13 protein-coding genes are annotated in these 17,318 nt (G+C 71.2%); 10 read left to right on the forward strand and 3 right to left on the reverse strand.

Features of this window, described 5'->3' with window-relative positions; translation table 11 throughout:
• The first annotated feature begins 25 nt into the window (after window positions 1–25).
• The 5 genes from OG219_RS31775 (at window position 26) to nudC (ending at window position 10,360) form a co-directional block, all read left to right on the forward strand.
• A complete protein-coding gene (locus OG219_RS31775) occupies window positions 26–391 on the forward strand; it encodes an MGMT family protein (protein WP_323183311.1) in 366 nt (121 codons plus the stop codon).
• A gap of 248 nt (window positions 392–639) precedes the next feature.
• Window positions 640–4,197, forward strand: a complete 3,558-nt coding sequence (locus OG219_RS31780) for an ATP-dependent DNA helicase (protein ID WP_266832289.1) — start codon at window positions 640–642, stop codon at window positions 4,195–4,197.
• A 197-nt stretch (window positions 4,198–4,394) separates the two neighbouring features.
• A complete protein-coding gene (locus OG219_RS31785; RefSeq protein WP_266832291.1) occupies window positions 4,395–7,868 on the forward strand; it encodes an ATP-dependent DNA helicase in 3,474 nt (1,157 codons plus the stop codon).
• A gap of 10 nt (window positions 7,869–7,878) precedes the next feature.
• Window positions 7,879–9,291, forward strand: a complete 1,413-nt coding sequence (locus tag OG219_RS31790; protein WP_266832293.1) for a dipeptidase — start codon at window positions 7,879–7,881, stop codon at window positions 9,289–9,291.
• 121 nt (window positions 9,292–9,412) lie between these two features.
• Window positions 9,413–10,360, forward strand: coding sequence for an NAD(+) diphosphatase (gene nudC, locus OG219_RS31795; RefSeq protein ID WP_266832295.1), 948 nt, complete (start codon window positions 9,413–9,415; stop codon window positions 10,358–10,360).
• Window positions 10,361–10,403: 43 nt separating this feature from the next.
• Here nudC and OG219_RS31800 read toward each other — a convergent pair whose 3' ends face one another.
• Window positions 10,404–10,646: a mycoredoxin gene (locus OG219_RS31800; protein ID WP_266454614.1), complete on the reverse strand. Its 243-nt coding sequence runs from the start codon at window positions 10,644–10,646 to the stop codon at window positions 10,404–10,406.
• A 184-nt stretch (window positions 10,647–10,830) separates the two neighbouring features.
• Between OG219_RS31800 and OG219_RS31805 the strand changes: the two genes are divergently transcribed.
• The 5 genes from OG219_RS31805 to OG219_RS31825 all read left to right on the forward strand — a co-directional run bounded on the left by OG219_RS31805 (window position 10,831) and on the right by OG219_RS31825 (window position 14,720).
• Window positions 10,831–13,026 (forward strand): ATP-dependent DNA helicase UvrD2, encoded by a 2,196-nt coding sequence (locus OG219_RS31805; RefSeq protein WP_266832298.1) that lies wholly within the window; start codon window positions 10,831–10,833, stop codon window positions 13,024–13,026.
• 163 nt (window positions 13,027–13,189) lie between these two features.
• On the forward strand, window positions 13,190–13,513 hold the full coding sequence (locus OG219_RS31810; RefSeq protein WP_266832300.1) for a hypothetical protein: 324 nt from the start codon (window positions 13,190–13,192) through the stop codon (window positions 13,511–13,513).
• 172 nt (window positions 13,514–13,685) lie between these two features.
• Complete coding sequence (locus tag OG219_RS31815; RefSeq protein ID WP_266832302.1) at window positions 13,686–14,054, forward strand: WhiB family transcriptional regulator; 369 nt, start codon at window positions 13,686–13,688, stop codon at window positions 14,052–14,054.
• Window positions 14,051–14,374 (forward strand): hypothetical protein, encoded by a 324-nt coding sequence (locus OG219_RS31820; RefSeq protein WP_266832304.1) that lies wholly within the window; start codon window positions 14,051–14,053, stop codon window positions 14,372–14,374. The genes OG219_RS31815 and OG219_RS31820 overlap by 4 nt, the downstream gene beginning before the upstream one ends.
• Window positions 14,375–14,495: 121 nt before the next feature.
• Complete coding sequence (locus OG219_RS31825; RefSeq protein WP_266832306.1) at window positions 14,496–14,720, forward strand: hypothetical protein; 225 nt, start codon at window positions 14,496–14,498, stop codon at window positions 14,718–14,720.
• A gap of 34 nt (window positions 14,721–14,754) precedes the next feature.
• On the opposite strand, the gene OG219_RS31830 is transcribed toward OG219_RS31825, so the two are convergent.
• Both OG219_RS31830 and OG219_RS31835 read right to left on the reverse strand, forming a co-directional pair.
• Window positions 14,755–16,119, reverse strand: coding sequence for an AarF/ABC1/UbiB kinase family protein (locus tag OG219_RS31830; RefSeq protein WP_266832308.1), 1,365 nt, complete (start codon window positions 16,117–16,119; stop codon window positions 14,755–14,757).
• Window positions 16,112–17,293, reverse strand: a complete 1,182-nt coding sequence (locus OG219_RS31835; RefSeq protein WP_266832310.1) for a TOMM precursor leader peptide-binding protein — start codon at window positions 17,291–17,293, stop codon at window positions 16,112–16,114. The genes OG219_RS31830 and OG219_RS31835 overlap by 8 nt, the downstream gene beginning before the upstream one ends.
• Window positions 17,294–17,318: the final 25 nt, after the last annotated feature.

Raw genomic sequence — 17,318 nt, forward strand, 5'->3', positions numbered from 1 at the left:
GGTGGGGTGGGGCAGGATGGGTCGGATGAGCGAGGAGAGCCTTCCGGCGGACGACCTGCCGGAGTACGCGGAGCGGGTCCTTGAGGTCGCCGAGCTGATCCCGCCCGGGCGCGTCATGACGTACGGGGACGTCGCGGAGTGGCTGGAGGAGAGCGGGCCGCGCCAGGTGGGCCGCGTGATGGCCCTCTACGGAGGAGCGGTTCCGTGGTGGCGTGTCATACGCGCGGACGGCGTGCTTCTCCCGGGCCACGAACTCGAGGCACTGGCCCATTACCGCACCGAGGGCACCCCCTTGAAGGAGGCGAGCAGAGCCTCCGGGGGGCATCTGCCGCGCGTCGACATGAGACGGGCGCGATGGGACGGCGGCGAACGCGCGGAGAGTCACACCTGACAGCTTCCGGTATCGGACGGGCGGAGGGGGAACCTGTGGCCCGTACGGGGGAAGCGAGGCACATCCGTGACATGCCGTACGTTCGAGGACCGGGGGACGCACGAGGCCCCCGGGAAGAAGGGGAAGCCCTCCTTCCACCGCGCTCACCGGCGTAGCGTCGACGACGCGCTTCCCTCTCACCCCGCGGCCACCGCACTGAACGCGCGGCAGTCCTCCAACCAGCACGACCACCAGGACCGGCGAACCACGTGAGCTCCTCTTCCTCCACCAGGCGCCTGTCGCACCCCCAGGTGCGACAGGGGACCCGCGGCGCGTACCGACTGGTGCGTACCCCGCCGGTCCGAGTGGATCCCCCTCGTCTGGACGCAGGACAGCGCTCGGTGGTTGACCACAAGGGCGGCCCACTGCTCGTTCTCGCAGGTCCGGGCACCGGCAAGACCACCACGCTGGTCGAGTCCGTGGCCGCCCGGATCGCACGCGGCGGCGATCCGGAGCGCGTCCTGGTGCTCACGTTCAGCAGGAAGGCGGCCGTCGAGCTGCGCGACCGCATGGCGCTGCGCATAGGGGCCGCCCGCGCCCCTCAGGCGACCACCTTCCACTCCTTCTGCTACGCCCTGGTCCGCGCCCACCAGGACAGCGACCTGTTCGTGGAACCCCTGCGGCTGCTGTCGGGTCCCGAACAGGACGTGGCGGTGCGCGAGCTCCTCGCGGGCCAGCCCGACCTGGAGCGCCTCGGTCTGGCGCATGTGCGCTGGCCGGACGAGCTGCGCGCCTGTCTGACCACACGAGGCTTCGCCGACGAGGTCCGCGCGGTTCTCGCCCGCAGCCGAGAGTTGGGTCTGAGTCCCGAGGCCCTGGACGCCTTCGCCTCACGCAGCGGTCGCCCGGACTGGGGCGCGGCGGCGGCCTTCCTCGCCGAGTACCTCGACGTTCTCGACATGCAAGGAGTCCTCGACTACGCCGAACTGGTCCACCGCGCGGTGCTGCTCGCAGGCCGCCCCACTGTCGCCGAACGCCTGGCCGCGCAGTACGACGCCGTCTATGTGGACGAGTACCAGGACACCGACCCGGCGCAGGTACGACTGCTGAGGGCCCTCGCGGGCGGTGGCCGCACCCTCGTCGCCTTCGGTGACCCCGACCAGTCGATCTACACCTTCCGGGGCGCCGATGTGAACGGCATCCTGGACTTCCCCGACGCCTTCCCGCGCGCGGGCGGCCACCCGGCGCCGGTCGAGGTCCTCCGGACGTCCCGCCGCTCGGGCGCCGCCCTGCTGGCCGCCACCCGTCTGCTCACCCAGCGCATGCCGCTGACCCGCCTTCCGGCGGAGAAGGTCCGGGCCCACCGCGAGTTGTCCCCGGTACGCGACGGGGGCCGGACCGAGGTCTACACGTATCCGACGTCCGGCACGGAACTGGACAACATCGCCGACATCCTGCGCCGCGCCCACCTGGAGGACGGCGTCCCCTGGAGCGAGATGGCCGTCCTGGTACGCGCCGGCTCCCGCACGATTCCGACGATCCGCCGTGCGCTCACCGCGGCCGGGGTGCCGCTCGACATCGACGGCGACGATCTGCCGCTGCGGCACGAGCCGGCGGTGGCGCCACTGCTGACCGCGTTGCGGGCGGTGGCGCGGGCGGAGCTGGGTGCGGACGCGGATTCCGGCGTGGACGTATCCGCCGAGGACGCCGCAGGGGACGTACCCGCCCGAGAAGACGCACCTGCGGAAGAGGCGAAAAGCGCCGATTCCCAAGAGCCGGAGGAGCCGGAAGAGCCGGAAGAGCCAGAAGAGCCAGAAGAGCCGGAAGAGCCGGAAGAGCCGGAAGAGCCGGAAGAGCCGGAAGAGCTGGAGGAGCTGGAGGAGCTGGAGGAGCTGGAGGAGCTGGAAGGGCCGGAAGGGCTCGAAGGATCGGCTGAGCCGGAACCGGAGACCCCCTGGCTCGACACCGAGACCGCCCTCACTCTGCTCGCCTCGCCTCTCGCGAGCATGGACGCCGCCGACCTGCGGCGCCTGGGCCGCGCGCTGCGGGAGGAGGAGCGCGCCGCCGGCAACCACGTGCCACCGCCGTCCGACGAGCTGCTCGCCCGCGCGCTGGCCGAGCCGGAACGGCTGGTCGCGCACGACCCGGCGTACGCCCGAGGCGCCCAGCGCCTGGGTGCGCTGCTGCGGAAGGCGCGGGAGCGCCTCGCGGGTGGCGGGGCGGCCGAGGAGGCCCTCTGGGACCTGTGGGAGGGCACACCGTGGCCGCAGCGTCTGGAGCGGGCCGCCAGGCGTGGCGGCGCGGCCGGGCGGAACGCGGATCGCGACCTCGACGCAGTGTGCGCGTTGTTCGCGACCGCGACGCGCGCCGAGGAGCGCACCGGCGGCCGCGGCGCCCTCAACTTCCTGGAGGAGATCGAGGCCCAGGACATCGCCGCCGACACGCTCACCCGCAGGGTCGTACGCCCCGACGCCGTGCGTCTGATGACCGCGCACCGCTCCAAGGGCCTGGAGTGGCGCCTCGTCGTCGTCGCGGGCGTCCAGGAGGGCCTGTGGCCCGACTTGCGCCGCCGCGGCTCCCTGCTGGAGGCCGACCGCATCGGACACGACGGCCTCGCCGAACCCCTCACGCCCGGAGCGCTCCTCTCCGAAGAACGCCGTTTGTTCTACGTGGCCGCCACGCGCGCGCGTGAACGCCTCGTCGTCACCGCCGTGAAGGCCCCCGCCGACGACGGTGATCAGCCCTCCCGTTTCCTCACCGAACTCGGCGTCGAGCCCAAGGACGTCACCGGCCGCCCGCGTCGCCCGCTGTCCGTCGCCGCGCTGGTCGCCGAACTGCGCGCCACGACCGTCGATCTGCGCGTCTCGGACACCCTCAGGGAGGCCGCGGCCCGCCGTCTGGCCAAACTCGCCGCACTCGGCGACGAGGACGGCCGCCCGCTGGTGCCGTCCGCGCACCCCTACCGCTGGTGGGGCCTGTACGAGCCGACCGAGAGCAAGATCCCGCTGCGCAACCGCGATCAGCCCGTCGTGCTCTCCGGGAGCGCCCTCGACCAGCTCGCCAACACCTGCGCCCTGCAGTGGTTCCTGGGGCGCGAGGTGAAGGCCGACGCGCCCGCGACCGCCGCCCAGGGCTTCGGCAACGTGGTGCACGTCCTCGCCGACGAGGTCGCCTCCGGACGCACCCCGGCGGACCTGGCCGTCCTCATGGAGCGCCTCGACTCCGTGTGGAACGCGCTCGCCTTCGACGCGCCCTGGAAGTCCGCGCAGGAGAAGGAGCACGCGCGCGTGGCGCTCGAACGCTTCCTGAAGTGGCATGTGACGGACCGCACCGGGCGTACGCCGGTGGCCAGTGAGCACGACTTCGACGTGACCCTCGAAGCGGGTGACTACGAAGTACGCATCCGCGGCTCCATGGACCGCGTCGAGGCGGACGCCGAAGGCCGCGCCTACGTGGTCGACTTCAAGACAGGCAAGCAGGCGCCGACCGCCGCCGAGGTGGCACACCACCCACAGCTCGCCGTCTACCAGCTCGCCATCAGCGAGGGCGCCGCCGATGACGCCTTCGACGGTGTCCGGCCCGAACCGGGCGGCGCCGAACTCGTCCAGCTGCGCCAGGGCGCCGCCAAGAAGAACGGCGGCGAGACACTCCCCAAGGTGCAGGCGCAGGAGCCGCTGGAGGGCGAGTGGGTCGGCGACCTGCTCGCCACCGCCGCGGGCAAGGTCCTCGACGAGCGGTTCTCGCCGACGACCGGGCAGCACTGCACGCACTGCGCGTTCCGGGCGTCGTGCAGCGCGCGGCCCGAGGGGCGGCACGTGGTCGAGTGACGGGGGCGCGGTCGAGTCACGCGCGTGCGGTCGAGTGGCGCCGGTGCGTCAAGTGGCGTCGGCGCGCTGAGTGACGTCGGCGCGGCGAGTGGTGCGACGTGCGTGACGCATCGCACCACCCGTGCTGACCAGCACATCCTTCGGCCCCAAGGCCGATGTGGCCCCTGGTGTCAGTGCGCGCCGCTAGCCTCTCTGACGTGCCAGCCCGTATCACCGACCCCGAGCAGCTCAAAGAGCTCCTCGGCATCCCGTTCACCCCGGAGCAGACGGCCTGCATCACCGCACCGCCCGCCCCGCAGGTGATCGTGGCCGGAGCCGGTTCCGGCAAGACCACGGTGATGGCGGCACGCGTGGTGTGGCTGGTCGGCACCGGGCAGGTCGCCCCCGAGCAGGTTCTCGGCCTGACCTTCACCAACAAGGCGGCCGGCGAACTGGCCGAGCGCGTCCGCAAGGCGCTCATCAAGGCAGGCGTCACCGACCCGGACGTGATCGACCCCGACAACCCGCCCGGCGAGCCCGTCATCTCCACCTACCACGCCTTCGCGGGCCGCCTGCTGACCGACCACGGCCTGCGCATCGGGCTCGAACCGACATCCCGCCTGCTCGCCGACGCCACCCGCTACCAGCTCGCCGCACGCGTCCTGCGCGAAGCACCGGGCCTGTACCCGGCGCTCACCCGCTCCTTCCCGGACCTCGTCGGCGACCTCCTCACGCTCGACTCCGAGCTCGCCGAACACCTCGTACGCCCCGAGGACCTGCGCGCGTACGACGCCGAACTGCTGCGGTCCCTGGAAGGCGCCAAACTCACCAACGCCGACCTCCGCAAGATCCCCGAAGCGGCAGCGGCCCGGCGTGAACTCGCCGAGCTGGTCGGCCGCTACCGCGCGGCCAAACGCGAGCGCGACCTCCTCGACTTCGGCGACCAGATCGCCCTGTCGGCCACCCTGGCCCGCACCCGCCCCGAGGTCGGAACCATCCTGCGCGACGAGTTCCGCGTGGTCCTGCTGGACGAGTACCAGGACACATCGGTCGCCCAACGCGTCCTGCTCGCCGGTCTCTTCGGCGGCGGCACGGGCCACCCGGTGACCGCGGTCGGCGACCCCTGCCAGGCGATCTACGGCTGGCGCGGCGCCTCCGTCGCCAACCTCGACGACTTCCCCGAACACTTCGCGCACCCCGACGGCCGCCCCGCGACCCGCCAGGCCCTCAGCGAGAACCGCCGCAGCGGTGGCCGCCTCCTGGAACTAGCCAACGGCCTTGCGGAGCCCCTGCGCGCCATGCATGCGGGCGTGGAGGCCCTCCGACCCGCCCCCGGAGCCGAGCGCGACGGCCTGGTCCGCTGCGCGCTGCTGCGCACCCACGCCGAGGAGATCGACTGGCTCGCCGACTCCATCGCCCATCTCGTACGCACCGGAAAGGAACCCGGCGAGATCGCCGTGCTGTGCCGTACGGCGACCGACTTCGCCGAGATCCAGAGCGCGCTCGTCGCCCGCGACATCCCCGTCGAGGTGGTGGGCCTCTCCGGGCTGCTGCACCTCCCCGAGGTAGCCGATCTCGTCGCCGTCTGCGAGGTCCTCCAGGACCCGGGTGCCAACGCCTCGCTCGTCCGCCTGCTCACCGGCCCGCGCTGGCGCATCGGCCCGCGCGACCTGGCCCTCCTGGGGAGGCGCGCCCGTTTTCTCGTGACCCACGCGCGCGTGGGCGCCGACGACGACCCGGACCGTCGGCTCGCCGCGGCCGTCGAGGGGGTCGACCCGGCCGAGGTGATATCGCTCGCGGACGCGCTCGACACGTTCCTGGAGATGCCCATCGAGGCCCAGGGGGACGACGACGGACTGCCCTTCTCCCCTGACGCCAGGGTGCGTTTCGCGCGGCTCGCCGCCGAACTACGCGACCTGCGCCGCTCGCTCGCCGACCCGCTGATGGACGTCCTGCACCGGGTGCTCGCCGTGACCGGCCTGGAGGTCGAACTCTCCGCCTCCCCGCACGCGCTGGCCGCCCGCCGACGCGAGACGCTGTCGAACTTCCTGGACGTCGCCGCCTCCTTCGCCGCGGGCGACGGTGAGGCGACCCTGCTGGCCTTCCTCGGCTTCCTGCGCACCGCCGCGCAGTACGAGAAGGGTCTCGACAACGCCCTGCCGGGCGGTGAGAACACCGTCAAGGTGCTCACCGCGCACAAGTCCAAGGGCCTGGAATGGGACGTCGTCGCGGTCCCCGGCCTCGTCACCGGCACCTTCCCCAGCACCCAGGGCCGCGAGAAATGGACCGCCCAGGGCAAGGTCCTGCCGCACGAACTGCGCGGGGACGCCGACACACTGCCCGACATCGGCGCCTGGGACACCAGGGGCATCAAGGCCTTCCACGAGGCCATGAAGGACCACCAGCACACCGAGGAACTCCGTCTCGGCTACGTCACCTTCACCCGCCCCCGCTCCCTCCTGATCGGCTCCGGCCACTGGTGGGGGCCCTCTCAGAAGAAGCCGCGCGGGCCCTCGGACTTCCTGCACGCCCTGCACGACCACTGTGCGGCCGGACACGGAGAGATCGAGGCATGGGCGGACGAGCCGGCCGAGGACGACGAGAACCCCGCCCTCCGTGAAGCGTCCGCCGACCACGCGTGGCCGCTCCCGCTCGACGACGCGGCCCTCGCCCGCCGCCGCGCGGCCGCCGAGACCGTACTCGCCCACCTGGAGCGGGTCGCGTCCCACGAGGAGGCCCACCCAGGGTCCGCCCACGACTCGTCCTCCTACGAGGACCCCGAGTGGCCGCCCCCGCCGGAGGACGAAGAACCACCGGACCTCCCCGCGGACGACGGCTCCGACTGGGACTCCTGGACCGCGGACCGCCCGACGGTCTCGCACCAGGCACCGGCCCCCGAGGCCCGCCCTCACCCCGAGGACCCGATGCGCCTCACCCCCGAGGAATCCCGCACGCTCGCCTCCTGGGACCGCGACCTGGACGCGCTCACCGGAGAGCTCCTGCGCGCCCGCGCCGGTGTCACGGACGTACCCCTTCCGTCGTCGCTCACCGCGTCGCAGGTGCTGCGCCTGACCGCCGACCCGGACGGCTTCGCACAGGAGCTGGCACGCCCCATGCCACGCCCTCCGCAGCCCGCCGCGCGCCGCGGCACCCGCTTCCACGCATGGGTGGAGTCCCGCTTCGAAGAGCTTCGGCTGCCCATGCTCGATCCGGAGGAGCTGCCCGGCAGCGAGGCCGAGATCGCCGACGAGCGTGACCTGGAGGCCCTCAAGGACTCCTTCGAACGCACGCCGTACGCGCACCGCACTCCCTACCGCGTCGAGGCCCCCTTCCAGCTCGCCATCGCCGGCCGCGTCGTGCGCGGCCGCATCGACGCGGTCTACAGGGAGACCGTCGAGGACGCGGGACACCGGCAGGGCGACGGTACGACGTACGAGATCGTCGACTGGAAGACCAGCCGCAGCCGCACCGCGGACCCGCTCCAGCTCGCGATCTACCGCCTCGCCTGGGCCGAGCAGCAGGGCGTGCCCCTGGAGTCGGTCAAGGCAGCGTTCCTGTACGTCCGTAGCGGCGAGGTCGTCCGACCCGACGACCTTCCGGACCGGGCCGCACTGGAGCGGCTGCTCATGGAGGGCCCACAGGAAGAGGCATTTGGTGAACCGCCGGACGAACACGCCTCTGTGGGCGGATAGGCTCGTGGGCATGAGCAAGCCCGTTGACAACGCCGTCAGCACCGTCCGCGCGTACATCCAGGACCACCGCGCCGCCTTCCTCGACGACCTCGCGGAATGGCTGCGCATCCCCTCGGTGTCGGCCCAGCCCGACCACGCGGCGGACGTACGGCGCAGCGCCGACTGGCTTGCCGCCAAGCTTCAGGAGACCGGCTTCCCGACCACCGAGGTCTGGGCCACGGCAGGCGCACCGGCCGTCTTCGCCGAGTGGCCCTCCGAGGACCCCGAAGCCCCCACAGTCCTCGTCTACGGACACCACGACGTGCAGCCCGCCGCCCGCGAGGACGGCTGGGACACCGAGCCCTTCGAGCCGGTGATCCGCGGAAACCGCCTCCACGCGCGCGGGGCGGCCGACGACAAGGGCCAGGTGTTCTTCCACACACTCGGCGTCCGCGCCCACCTCGCCGCCACCGGGCGCACCGCTCCCGCCGTACACCTCAAGCTCCTCATCGAGGGCGAGGAGGAATCCGGCTCCCCGTACTTCCGTCACCTCGTCGAAGCGCACGCGGACCGGCTCGCCGCCGACGCCGTGATCGTCTCCGACACCGGCATGTGGTCCGAGGACACCCCCACGGTGTGCACCGGAATGCGCGGCCTCGCCGAGTGCGAGATCGAGCTGTACGGGCCGGACCAGGACATCCACTCCGGGGCCTTCGGCGGAGCCGTGCCCAATCCGGCCACCGCGGTCGCCCGGCTCGTCGCGGCCCTGCACGACGATCACGCGCGCGTGGCCGTGCCCGGCTTCTACGAAGGCATCATCGAACTCACCGAACGGGAGCGCGAACTCTTTGCCGAGCTGCCCTTCGACGAGGCCGAGTGGCTGCGCACGGCAAGGTCGACGGCCGCTCACGGAGAGGCCGGACACACCACCCTGGAGCGCGTCTGGGCCCGCCCGACCGCCGAGGTCAACGGCATCGGGGGCGGCTACCAAGGCCCCGGCAGCAAGACGATCATCCCGACCTCGGCCATGGTGAAGCTCTCCTTCAGGCTGGTCGCCGGCCAGGACCCGGACCACGTCGAGAAGGCCGTACGCGCCTGGGTCGTCGAGCAGTTGCCCGCGGGGATCCAGCACGAGATCACGTTCGCCCCGGCCACGCGCCCGTGCCTCACGCCCCTGGACCATCCGGCCCTGCAGTCCGTCGCACGCGCCATGGGCCGCGCTTTCGAGCAGCCCATCCGCTTCACCCGCTCGGGTGGCTCGGGACCCGCGGCCGACCTCCAGGAAGTCCTCGATGCCCCCGTGCTGTTCCTGGGCATCTCCGTTCCGTCCGACGGCTGGCACGCCCCCAACGAGAAGGTCGAACTGGATCTCCTCCTGAAGGGCGTCGAAACCACCGCCTACCTGTGGGGCGATCTGGCCGAGAACTGGCGCGAGGCACACTGAAGAAGGCATCCAGACGGCATCCACGAAGAAGGCGATCAACGCCCTGAACAGCCCCCGCCACACCCGCCCTGCTGAACCGCCCGCCGAAATAACCGTCACACCGGGGGAGTTGGAAGCACCCGTGACCACCTGGACCGACCACACCGCCGACCGTCCCATCTCGCTCACCGCCCCGAGCGGCATCGACCGGGCCGCCCATCACCGGCTCGACGAGGCCTGGCTCGCCGCGGCATGGAGCCACCCCACCACCCGCGCCTTCGTGGTCTCCGGCGGCCAGGTCCTGATCGACGAGACGGCGGACGGCACCACCGAACTGGTGATGACCCCCTCCTTCGAGGCCCCGCTCACCGAGGCACACCGCTACTTCCTGGGCACCGACGACGACGGTGTGAGCTATTTCGCACTCCAGAAGGACGCGCTCCCCGGCCGCATCGACCAGTCGGCCCGTCCGGCGGGCCTGCGCGAGGCGGGACTTCTGCTCTCACCCCGCGACGCGGGCCTCATGGTGCACGCGGTCGCCCTGGAGAACTGGCAGCGGCTGCACCGCTTCTGCTCGCGCTGCGGCGAACGCACCGTCATCGCGGCGGCCGGCCACATCCGCCGCTGCCCCGCCTGCGGCGCCGAGCACTATCCGCGCACCGACCCGGCCGTGATCATGGCCGTCACGGACGACGAGGACCGCATCCTGCTCGGCCGCCAGGTGCACTGGCCCGAGGGCCGCTTCTCCACACTGGCCGGCTTCGTCGAGCCCGGCGAGTCCATCGAGCAGTCGGTGCGCCGCGAGGTCTTCGAGGAGGCCGGCATCACGGTCGGAGCGGTGGAGTACATCGCCAGCCAGCCCTGGCCGTTCCCCTCCAGCCTGATGCTGGGCTTCATGGCCCGCGCCCAGTCGTCCGAGATCAACGTCGACGGTGAAGAGATCGAAGAGGCCCGCTGGTTCTCCCGCGAAGACCTGCGGGCCGCCTTCGAGTCCGGGGAGGTGCTGCCTCCCTACGGGATCTCGATTGCGGCCCGACTGATCGAGCTCTGGTACGGCAAGCCCCTGCCGACGCGAGGGTCGGCCGCCTGACGCCGACCGGACGGCCGACGTTGCGGTCGGCCGGATCCGTCGGCTAGGCGCCGATCTTCTGCTTGACCTGCGCCAGCGAAGGATTCGTCAGCGTCGAACCGTCCGGGAAGAGAACGGTGGGAACCGTCTGGTTTCCGCCGTTCGCCTTCTCCACGAAGGCCGCTGACTGCGGGTCCTGCTCGATGTTGATCTCGTTGTACGTGATGCCCTCGCGGTCCATCTGGCTCTTCAGCCGCCGGCAGTAGCCGCACCACGTGGTGCTGTACATCGTCACAGTGCCCGGCATGTCGATTGCGCTCCTTAACGGCGTCGGGGTGCGTGGTCGCCTCAGTGGAACGTACGTGACCGGGTCGCCATTCCCGCGGGGGGTACCCCGGCGGGACGCCACGCCTGCCGCATTAGTACGACTGCGGGTGCCTCCCTGTGGACAACCGACTCATCCGTCCCCAGCGACCTGGCAGCATGGCGGGGTGACAGCAGCAACGCACTCCACCCTCTTCCCGCAGGTTCCGGACACGGCCGACGCGGTGCTCGACGGGCTCGACCCCGAGCAGCGCGAGGTCGCCACCGCCCTGCACGGACCGGTGTGCGTGCTGGCGGGTGCCGGCACGGGCAAGACTCGGGCGATCACCCACCGCATCGCCTATGGCGTGCGCGCCGGGATACTGCAGCCCTCCACCGTGCTGGCCGTCACGTTCACCAACCGTGCCGCGGGCGAGATGCGCGGTCGCCTCCGCCAGCTCGGCGCCGGCGGTGTCCAGGCCCGCACTTTCCACTCGGCCGCACTGCGCCAGCTCCAGTACTTCTGGCCGAAAGCGGTCGGCGGCAGCCTGCCCCGGCTCGTCGACCGCAAGATCCAGCTCGTCGCCGACGCGGCGGCCGCCTGCCGGATCCGCCTCGACCGCGGCGAACTGCGGGACGTAACCGCCGAGATCGAATGGTCCAAGGTCACTCAGACCATCCCCGCCGACTACGCGGCCGCCGCCGCGAAGGCCGGTCGTGATGCCCCGCGCAACCCAGCCGAAATCGCCCAGCTCTACGGAGCGTACGAAGACCTCAAGCGTGACCGCGCGGTCATCGACTTCGAGGACGTCCTGCTGCTGACGGTCGCCATCCTTCAGGACCGCCACGACATCGCGGAGCAGGTCCGCTCCCAGTACCAGCACTTCGTGGTCGACGAGTACCAGGACGTCAGCCCCCTGCAACAGCGTCTGCTGGACCTGTGGCTCGGCGAGCGCGACAGCCTCTGTGTCGTCGGCGACGCCAGCCAGACGATCTATTCGTTCACCGGTGCAACTCCCGACCACCTGCTCGACTTCCGCACCCGCCATCCCGGGGCCACCGTCGTCAAGCTCGTACGCGACTACCGCTCCTCTCCCCAGGTCGTCCACCTCGCCAACGGCCTGCTCGCCCAGGCCCGCGGCCGGGCCGCCGAGCATCGCCTGGAGCTGATCTCCCAGCGGTCCCCGGGCCCCGAACCCGTCTACGCCGAGTACACGGACGAGCCCGCCGAGGCCGAGGGCGCCGCCCGCCGCATCCGCGACCTCATCGCCTCCGGCGTCCCCGCGGGCGAGATCGCGATCCTCTTCCGTACGAACTCCCAGTCCGAGCTGTACGAACAGGCCCTCGCCGACGCCGGGGTGCCCTACCAGCTGCGCGGCGCCGAGCGGTTCTTCGACCGCCCCGAAGTGCGCAAGGCGGGCGCCGCACTGCGCGCCGCGGCCCGCTTCGGAGGCAACGACTCCCTCCTCGACGACGTCATCGACCTGCCCTCACAGGTCCGCGCCGTGCTGTCGGGCGAAGGGTGGACCAACCAGCCCCCCGCCGGCTCCGGCGCGGTCAGAGAGCGCTGGGAATCGCTGGCCGCCCTCGTCCACCTGGCCCACGACTTCGCCGCGGCCAAGCAGGGCGCCACCCTCGGCGACCTGGTGGCCGAGCTCGACGAGCGCGCGAGCGCCCAGCACGCGCCGACCGTCCAGGGCGTCACCCTCGCCTCCCTGCACTCCGCCAAGGGACTGGAGTGGGACGTCGTCTTCCTGGTCGCCGTCGCCGAGGGCATGATGCCGATCACCTACGCAAAGACGGACGAGCAGATCGAGGAGGAACGCCGCCTCCTCTACGTCGGCGTCACCCGCGCGAGGGAGCACCTCGGTGTCTCCTGGGCGCTGTCCCGCTCACCCGGTGGCAGACCCAACCGCCGGCCCAGCCGCTTCCTGGACGGGCTGCGCCCCGGCTCCGTCATGACCGCGGGCCGGAGCAGCAGCGGTGGCCCCGGAGGCATCGAGCGCGGCATCGGAAGCAGCGGTGGCACCGTCGTACGGCGGTCGGTCCGGACTCCTGCCCGCTGCCGGGTCTGCGGTCGCACCCTGACCGACGCGGGCGAGATGAAACTGATGCGCTGCGAGGACTGTCCCTCCGACATGGACGAGGGCCTCTACGAGCGGTTGCGGGAGTGGCGGGCGGTGCAGGCGCAGCGCAGTGGGCAGCCCGCGTTCTGCGTCTTCACCGACAAGACGCTGATGGCGATCGCCGAGACTGTGCCCGACGACGAGGGCGAGCTGGCCAGGATCCCTGGAGTCGGAGTCCGCAAGCTGAACCGCTTCGGCACCGATGTTCTGGCCATCTGCGCAGGTCAAGATGTTGGAGGAGACGAGGAAGGTGACTGATTCAAACTCGTCGAAAAAATAGTTTGCGCATGCCCCGGCAATCCCCATAGGTTCTTAACACGGAAACGGCGGCCTTCTCCGAGGCCCAGGTTCCGTGCTGTACTTAGTAGCCGTCGGACTGGTTCACCCCGGTCCCCCTAGACGCCGAGAGGAGGCGATTCCAGTGATCAGCATCACCACGAGCTTCATCAGCACCGCCAAAATGACCGATCGCTCGGTCGTCTCCACGTGCCTGCTCGGCGTCTCGAACCTGGGCACCGGTCTGTCTGGCAATCCTGCCGTCCGGCCGGCGTCCTCCGTGTCTCTCTCGGGTCTTCCCATCCGTGAGCGCAATGAGCGACCGACCCAGGCACTGGAAGCAGCAGTAGTGGCAGAGGCGCGTGCCTATGCCTTTGCGGCAGCCGGTGCCGGATCGCTGAAGCAGACGAAGCAGCACCACACGATGTGGGCCTTCCGTGGGCCTGAACCCTGGAGTGATCCAGCCTGATTCGATCAGGCCGGCGCCTTCAGGGCCGCGGAACCCCACCCGGGATCCGCGGCCCTTCTGTTTGTCCCCGACCGGGGACAGCAGAGCGAAGGGGCCTCGGGACAAGAAAAGAACCCGGTACCAGCCGCCAACCGGCCAACCGGCCGGCACGACCAGACGAGGAAGACCAACCGTGCAACTCGAAGCGCACGCCCCGTCCGTACCGCCTTCCGAAACGATCCCCCCGCCCGGCCTCACGGAGGACTCCACCTTGATCCCGCTCACTGCGCTCACCGCGCTCGACGACGCCATCGAGAACCTCGGCGTACCCGTCCCCTGCCGTTCCTACGACCCGGAGGTCTTCTTCGCCGAGTCGCCGGCCGACGTCGAGTACGCCAAGTCCCTCTGCCGTACCTGCCCGCTGGTCGAGGCCTGCCTCGCCGGTGCCAAGGAGCGGCGTGAGCCCTGGGGCGTCTGGGGTGGCGAGCTCTTCGTCCAGGGTGTCGTCGTGGCCCGCAAGCGGCCGCGTGGCCGCCCGCGCAAGAACCCGGTCGCGGCATGAACATCCGAGGAACGATCGACCGCCCCCTGACGAACGACCCCAAGAAACAGGCCCCGATGAAGCCGTCCACCAGCGAGCCCGCAGGCTCCGCGACCCCAGACTTCACCTCCACCGACGCGAACGACTCGCGTCAGAACAGGACCCGAGAGATGCAACTCATTCCAGAAGCCCTGGCTCGTGCGCATATGCACGAGCGACTGCACGAGGCCGAACGGGAACGCCGGGCCGTGCGCCTGGCGACCGCCCGCCGGATGCAGCGTCGTGCCGAGCGCGCTTCGATGCGAGCCCGGCGTGCGCTGGCCATGGCGGTCATGCAGTAGCCGAGGCAGTCGCTAGCAGTAGTCGCAAGCAGTAACTCCTCGCGGGGGTCGGTCCGTCCGGACCGGCCCCCGCGGTGCGTTGTGTCCGGCGAACCGCCGATCACGGCGATATCGTCGCCGGGTGACGAGTCTTCCCGGGGACAGTGACAGCACCGGCTCAGCGCAGCGGCCCGACGCGGCAGAGGCCCAGCACATCGAGTGCGCCCGATGCGGCACCCCGGCGGACGGCGCCCAGCCGACCTGGACCTGTTCCATGGAGAACGGCACCCGCCACTACTTCTGTGACAGCTGCGCTCGCACACATCTGAGAGCGATCGAGGGGCGGCTGGATTCCGCGTGGTGGTGAATTTCCGCCCGGCAGGCTGGTGAACCGCCTTCCGTCAGGCTTCGGCGGCCGTCCCCGTCCCGTCCGCCAGCTCGTCCTCCGGTAGGAATCCGGGCAGCCACTCCTCCAGTTCGTCGCGCAGGCGGACCGTCGCGCCCAGTTGGCACAGGACACCGATGGTGCTCAGCGTCACACGGTGTATCAGGAGATACGACGGGGGCAGGTTGAGCCGCTTGCCCAACTGGTAGGCGGGGGAGCGGGGGTCGCCCACGCGAGCGGCCTGGCTGCGCATCCAGCCTCGGGTGAAGGTGAACTCGTCCACCTGGGCCGGTTCGATGATGGGCAGGAGGTAGTCCAGGACCGCGTCGGGTTCGAGCTCTATGGACTCCTTGACGAAGCCCTCCTCGCAGAGCAGTTCGTAGACCGCTTCGGCCTCGCCGTCGAGGGTCATGCGGAGGGACTCGCCGATCGTTGACGGCAGGCCGCCCGGGAGGCGGTCCACCGTGCCGAAGTCCAGGACGCCCAGACGCCAGCCGTTCTTCTCGTCCGGCAGGAGACGGAAGTTCCCCGGGTGCGGATCGGCGTGCAGCAGTCCGGTGCGGGCCGGGCCCGAGAAAAGAAAACGGGCCAGCAGCTGGCCGGCGCGGTCCCGCTGCTCGTGGGTGCCTTCGGCGATCACCTCCGACATGGGTATGCCGTCGATCCATTCGGTGACCAGAACCTGGTCGCACTGGTGGACCACCGCCGGTACGAGGACATCCGGGTCGCCCGCGAACTCCTCCGCATGAGCCGTCTGGGCCTGTGCCTCAAGTCCGTAGTCGAGCTCCTCGGACACCCGGTCGCGCAGTTCCGCGATGAGCGGCTTGATGTCCATCCCCGGGATCAGCGGGCCGAGAAGCCTGGCGAACCGGCTGAGCTGGGTCAGATCGGAGAGCAGCGCCTCGCCCGCTCCGGGGTACTGCACCTTCACAGCGACCTCTCGGCCGTCGTGCCACACCGCGTGGTGTACCTGGCCGATCGAGGCCGCCGCGGACGGCTTGTCCTCGAACTCGAGGAACAGCTCGGGCCACTCTTCGCCGAGCCGTTCCTCCAGCACGGAGTGCACGGTGCGTGTCGGCATCGGAGGCGCCGCCTCCTGGAGCTTCGTCAGCGCCGCGCGATACGGTCCCGCGACCTCTTCGGGCAGCGCCGACTCGAAGACGGACAGCGCCTGCCCGAACTTCATCGCCCCGCCCTTGAGCTCACCGAGCACCTTGAACAGTTGCTCCGCCGTCCGCTGCTGCAGCTCGCGGCCCACGATCTCCGCCGACTTCCCGCCGATCCGTTTGCCGAGCCCCCAGGTGGCGCGCCCGGCGAAGCCGAGTGGCAGCGCGGCGAGTTTGGCCGTACGGGTGACTGCCTTCCGGGGAAGATCAGACATGCGCCCTCCAAGTACCGGACAGCCGAGCCGCGTACGGCTGTTGCCCCGCCATTGTCTCGTGCGACTCCCCGTCCTCCGAGGCGCGCTCCCCCTTCTTACCTTTCTCCGCTGCTCCGCAGGGGCATTCGGGATGCGACCAGACCGGTCTCGAGTGCCAGTCGAAGCCCGGCACGGACGCCTCCCAGCGCGCTCCGGCACTTGAGGGCAACTCCCCGTCGAGGAAGGCCAGCGCGTGACCCGCGGCCATTCCGGCGACGCCGGCCGCCAGCGCGAGGTCGCACGCGGGTACCTTGCGTTGCTGACCGGAGCGCCACTGCGCGACCAGGCGTGGCCAGGTCGGATCCCGGTCGACGCGCCCCTGGTCCAGACAGCCCGCGCAGCCCGTGTCGCCCGGCAGGACCAGAGGGCCGACGACACCCGTCCCCTCCACGACACCCGCGTACAGATGCGGTGTCCCCGAGGTGATCAGCGGTTCGGTGGCCACCGGGTCGGGTGCGTGGACGGCGAGGCCGTCTCGCGGGGTGAGGATGACCAGCGACAGTCCGAGTTCCTCCCCGTCCTGGGGTGTCCGGGGCGGACGGTCCGGTGCCGCTCGGCGCACCGCGCGCCGGGCGGCTTCCTCCCGGCGCTCGCCGATGGACTCGGCGGGCAGGCCGCCCGGCGCGACGTCCCATGGCTCGACGCAGCCGCTGTCGCGGACATCGACCTCACCTACGCCCGCCCCGGCGAGCAGCGAAGCCAGGGTCACTCCGACCCGGCCGGCGCCTCGCACCTGTACGCGCAGGGAGCGGCGGGCGGCCAGGCGTTTCATACCTTCGCCCGGTTCCGGAGCGACGACGGAGAGGGACGCGAGGTCGGGGCGCAGCCGGTCGAGGACCGCCTTCTTCTTACGCAGAGCATCCGCAGCCGGGCCGCCGCCCGTCGCGTCGTCCAGCAGACCGGACCGGGCCAGCCGCTCCAGCAGTCCGTCGACATGGCCGTCGGGGAACCCCATCCTGCGCCCCTCCTCGCGCAGGAGCGGCAGCCCGCGTGTCCCGTTGAGGAGATCGAGGAAGCTGCCCGTCGCCGTGTCCACCGGGCCAAGGACTATCGCGTGCGCGGGTGCCATTCCGAACTGGACGGTGTTGAGATCCCTCCAGCCGCGCCGCAGCGCGGGCTTCACGATCGGATGCATGACCTACCCCCGTACTCCGTGGAAC

Source organism: Streptomyces sp. NBC_00038, from assembly GCF_026343635.1.
Lineage (GTDB): Bacteria > Actinomycetota > Actinomycetes > Streptomycetales > Streptomycetaceae > Streptomyces.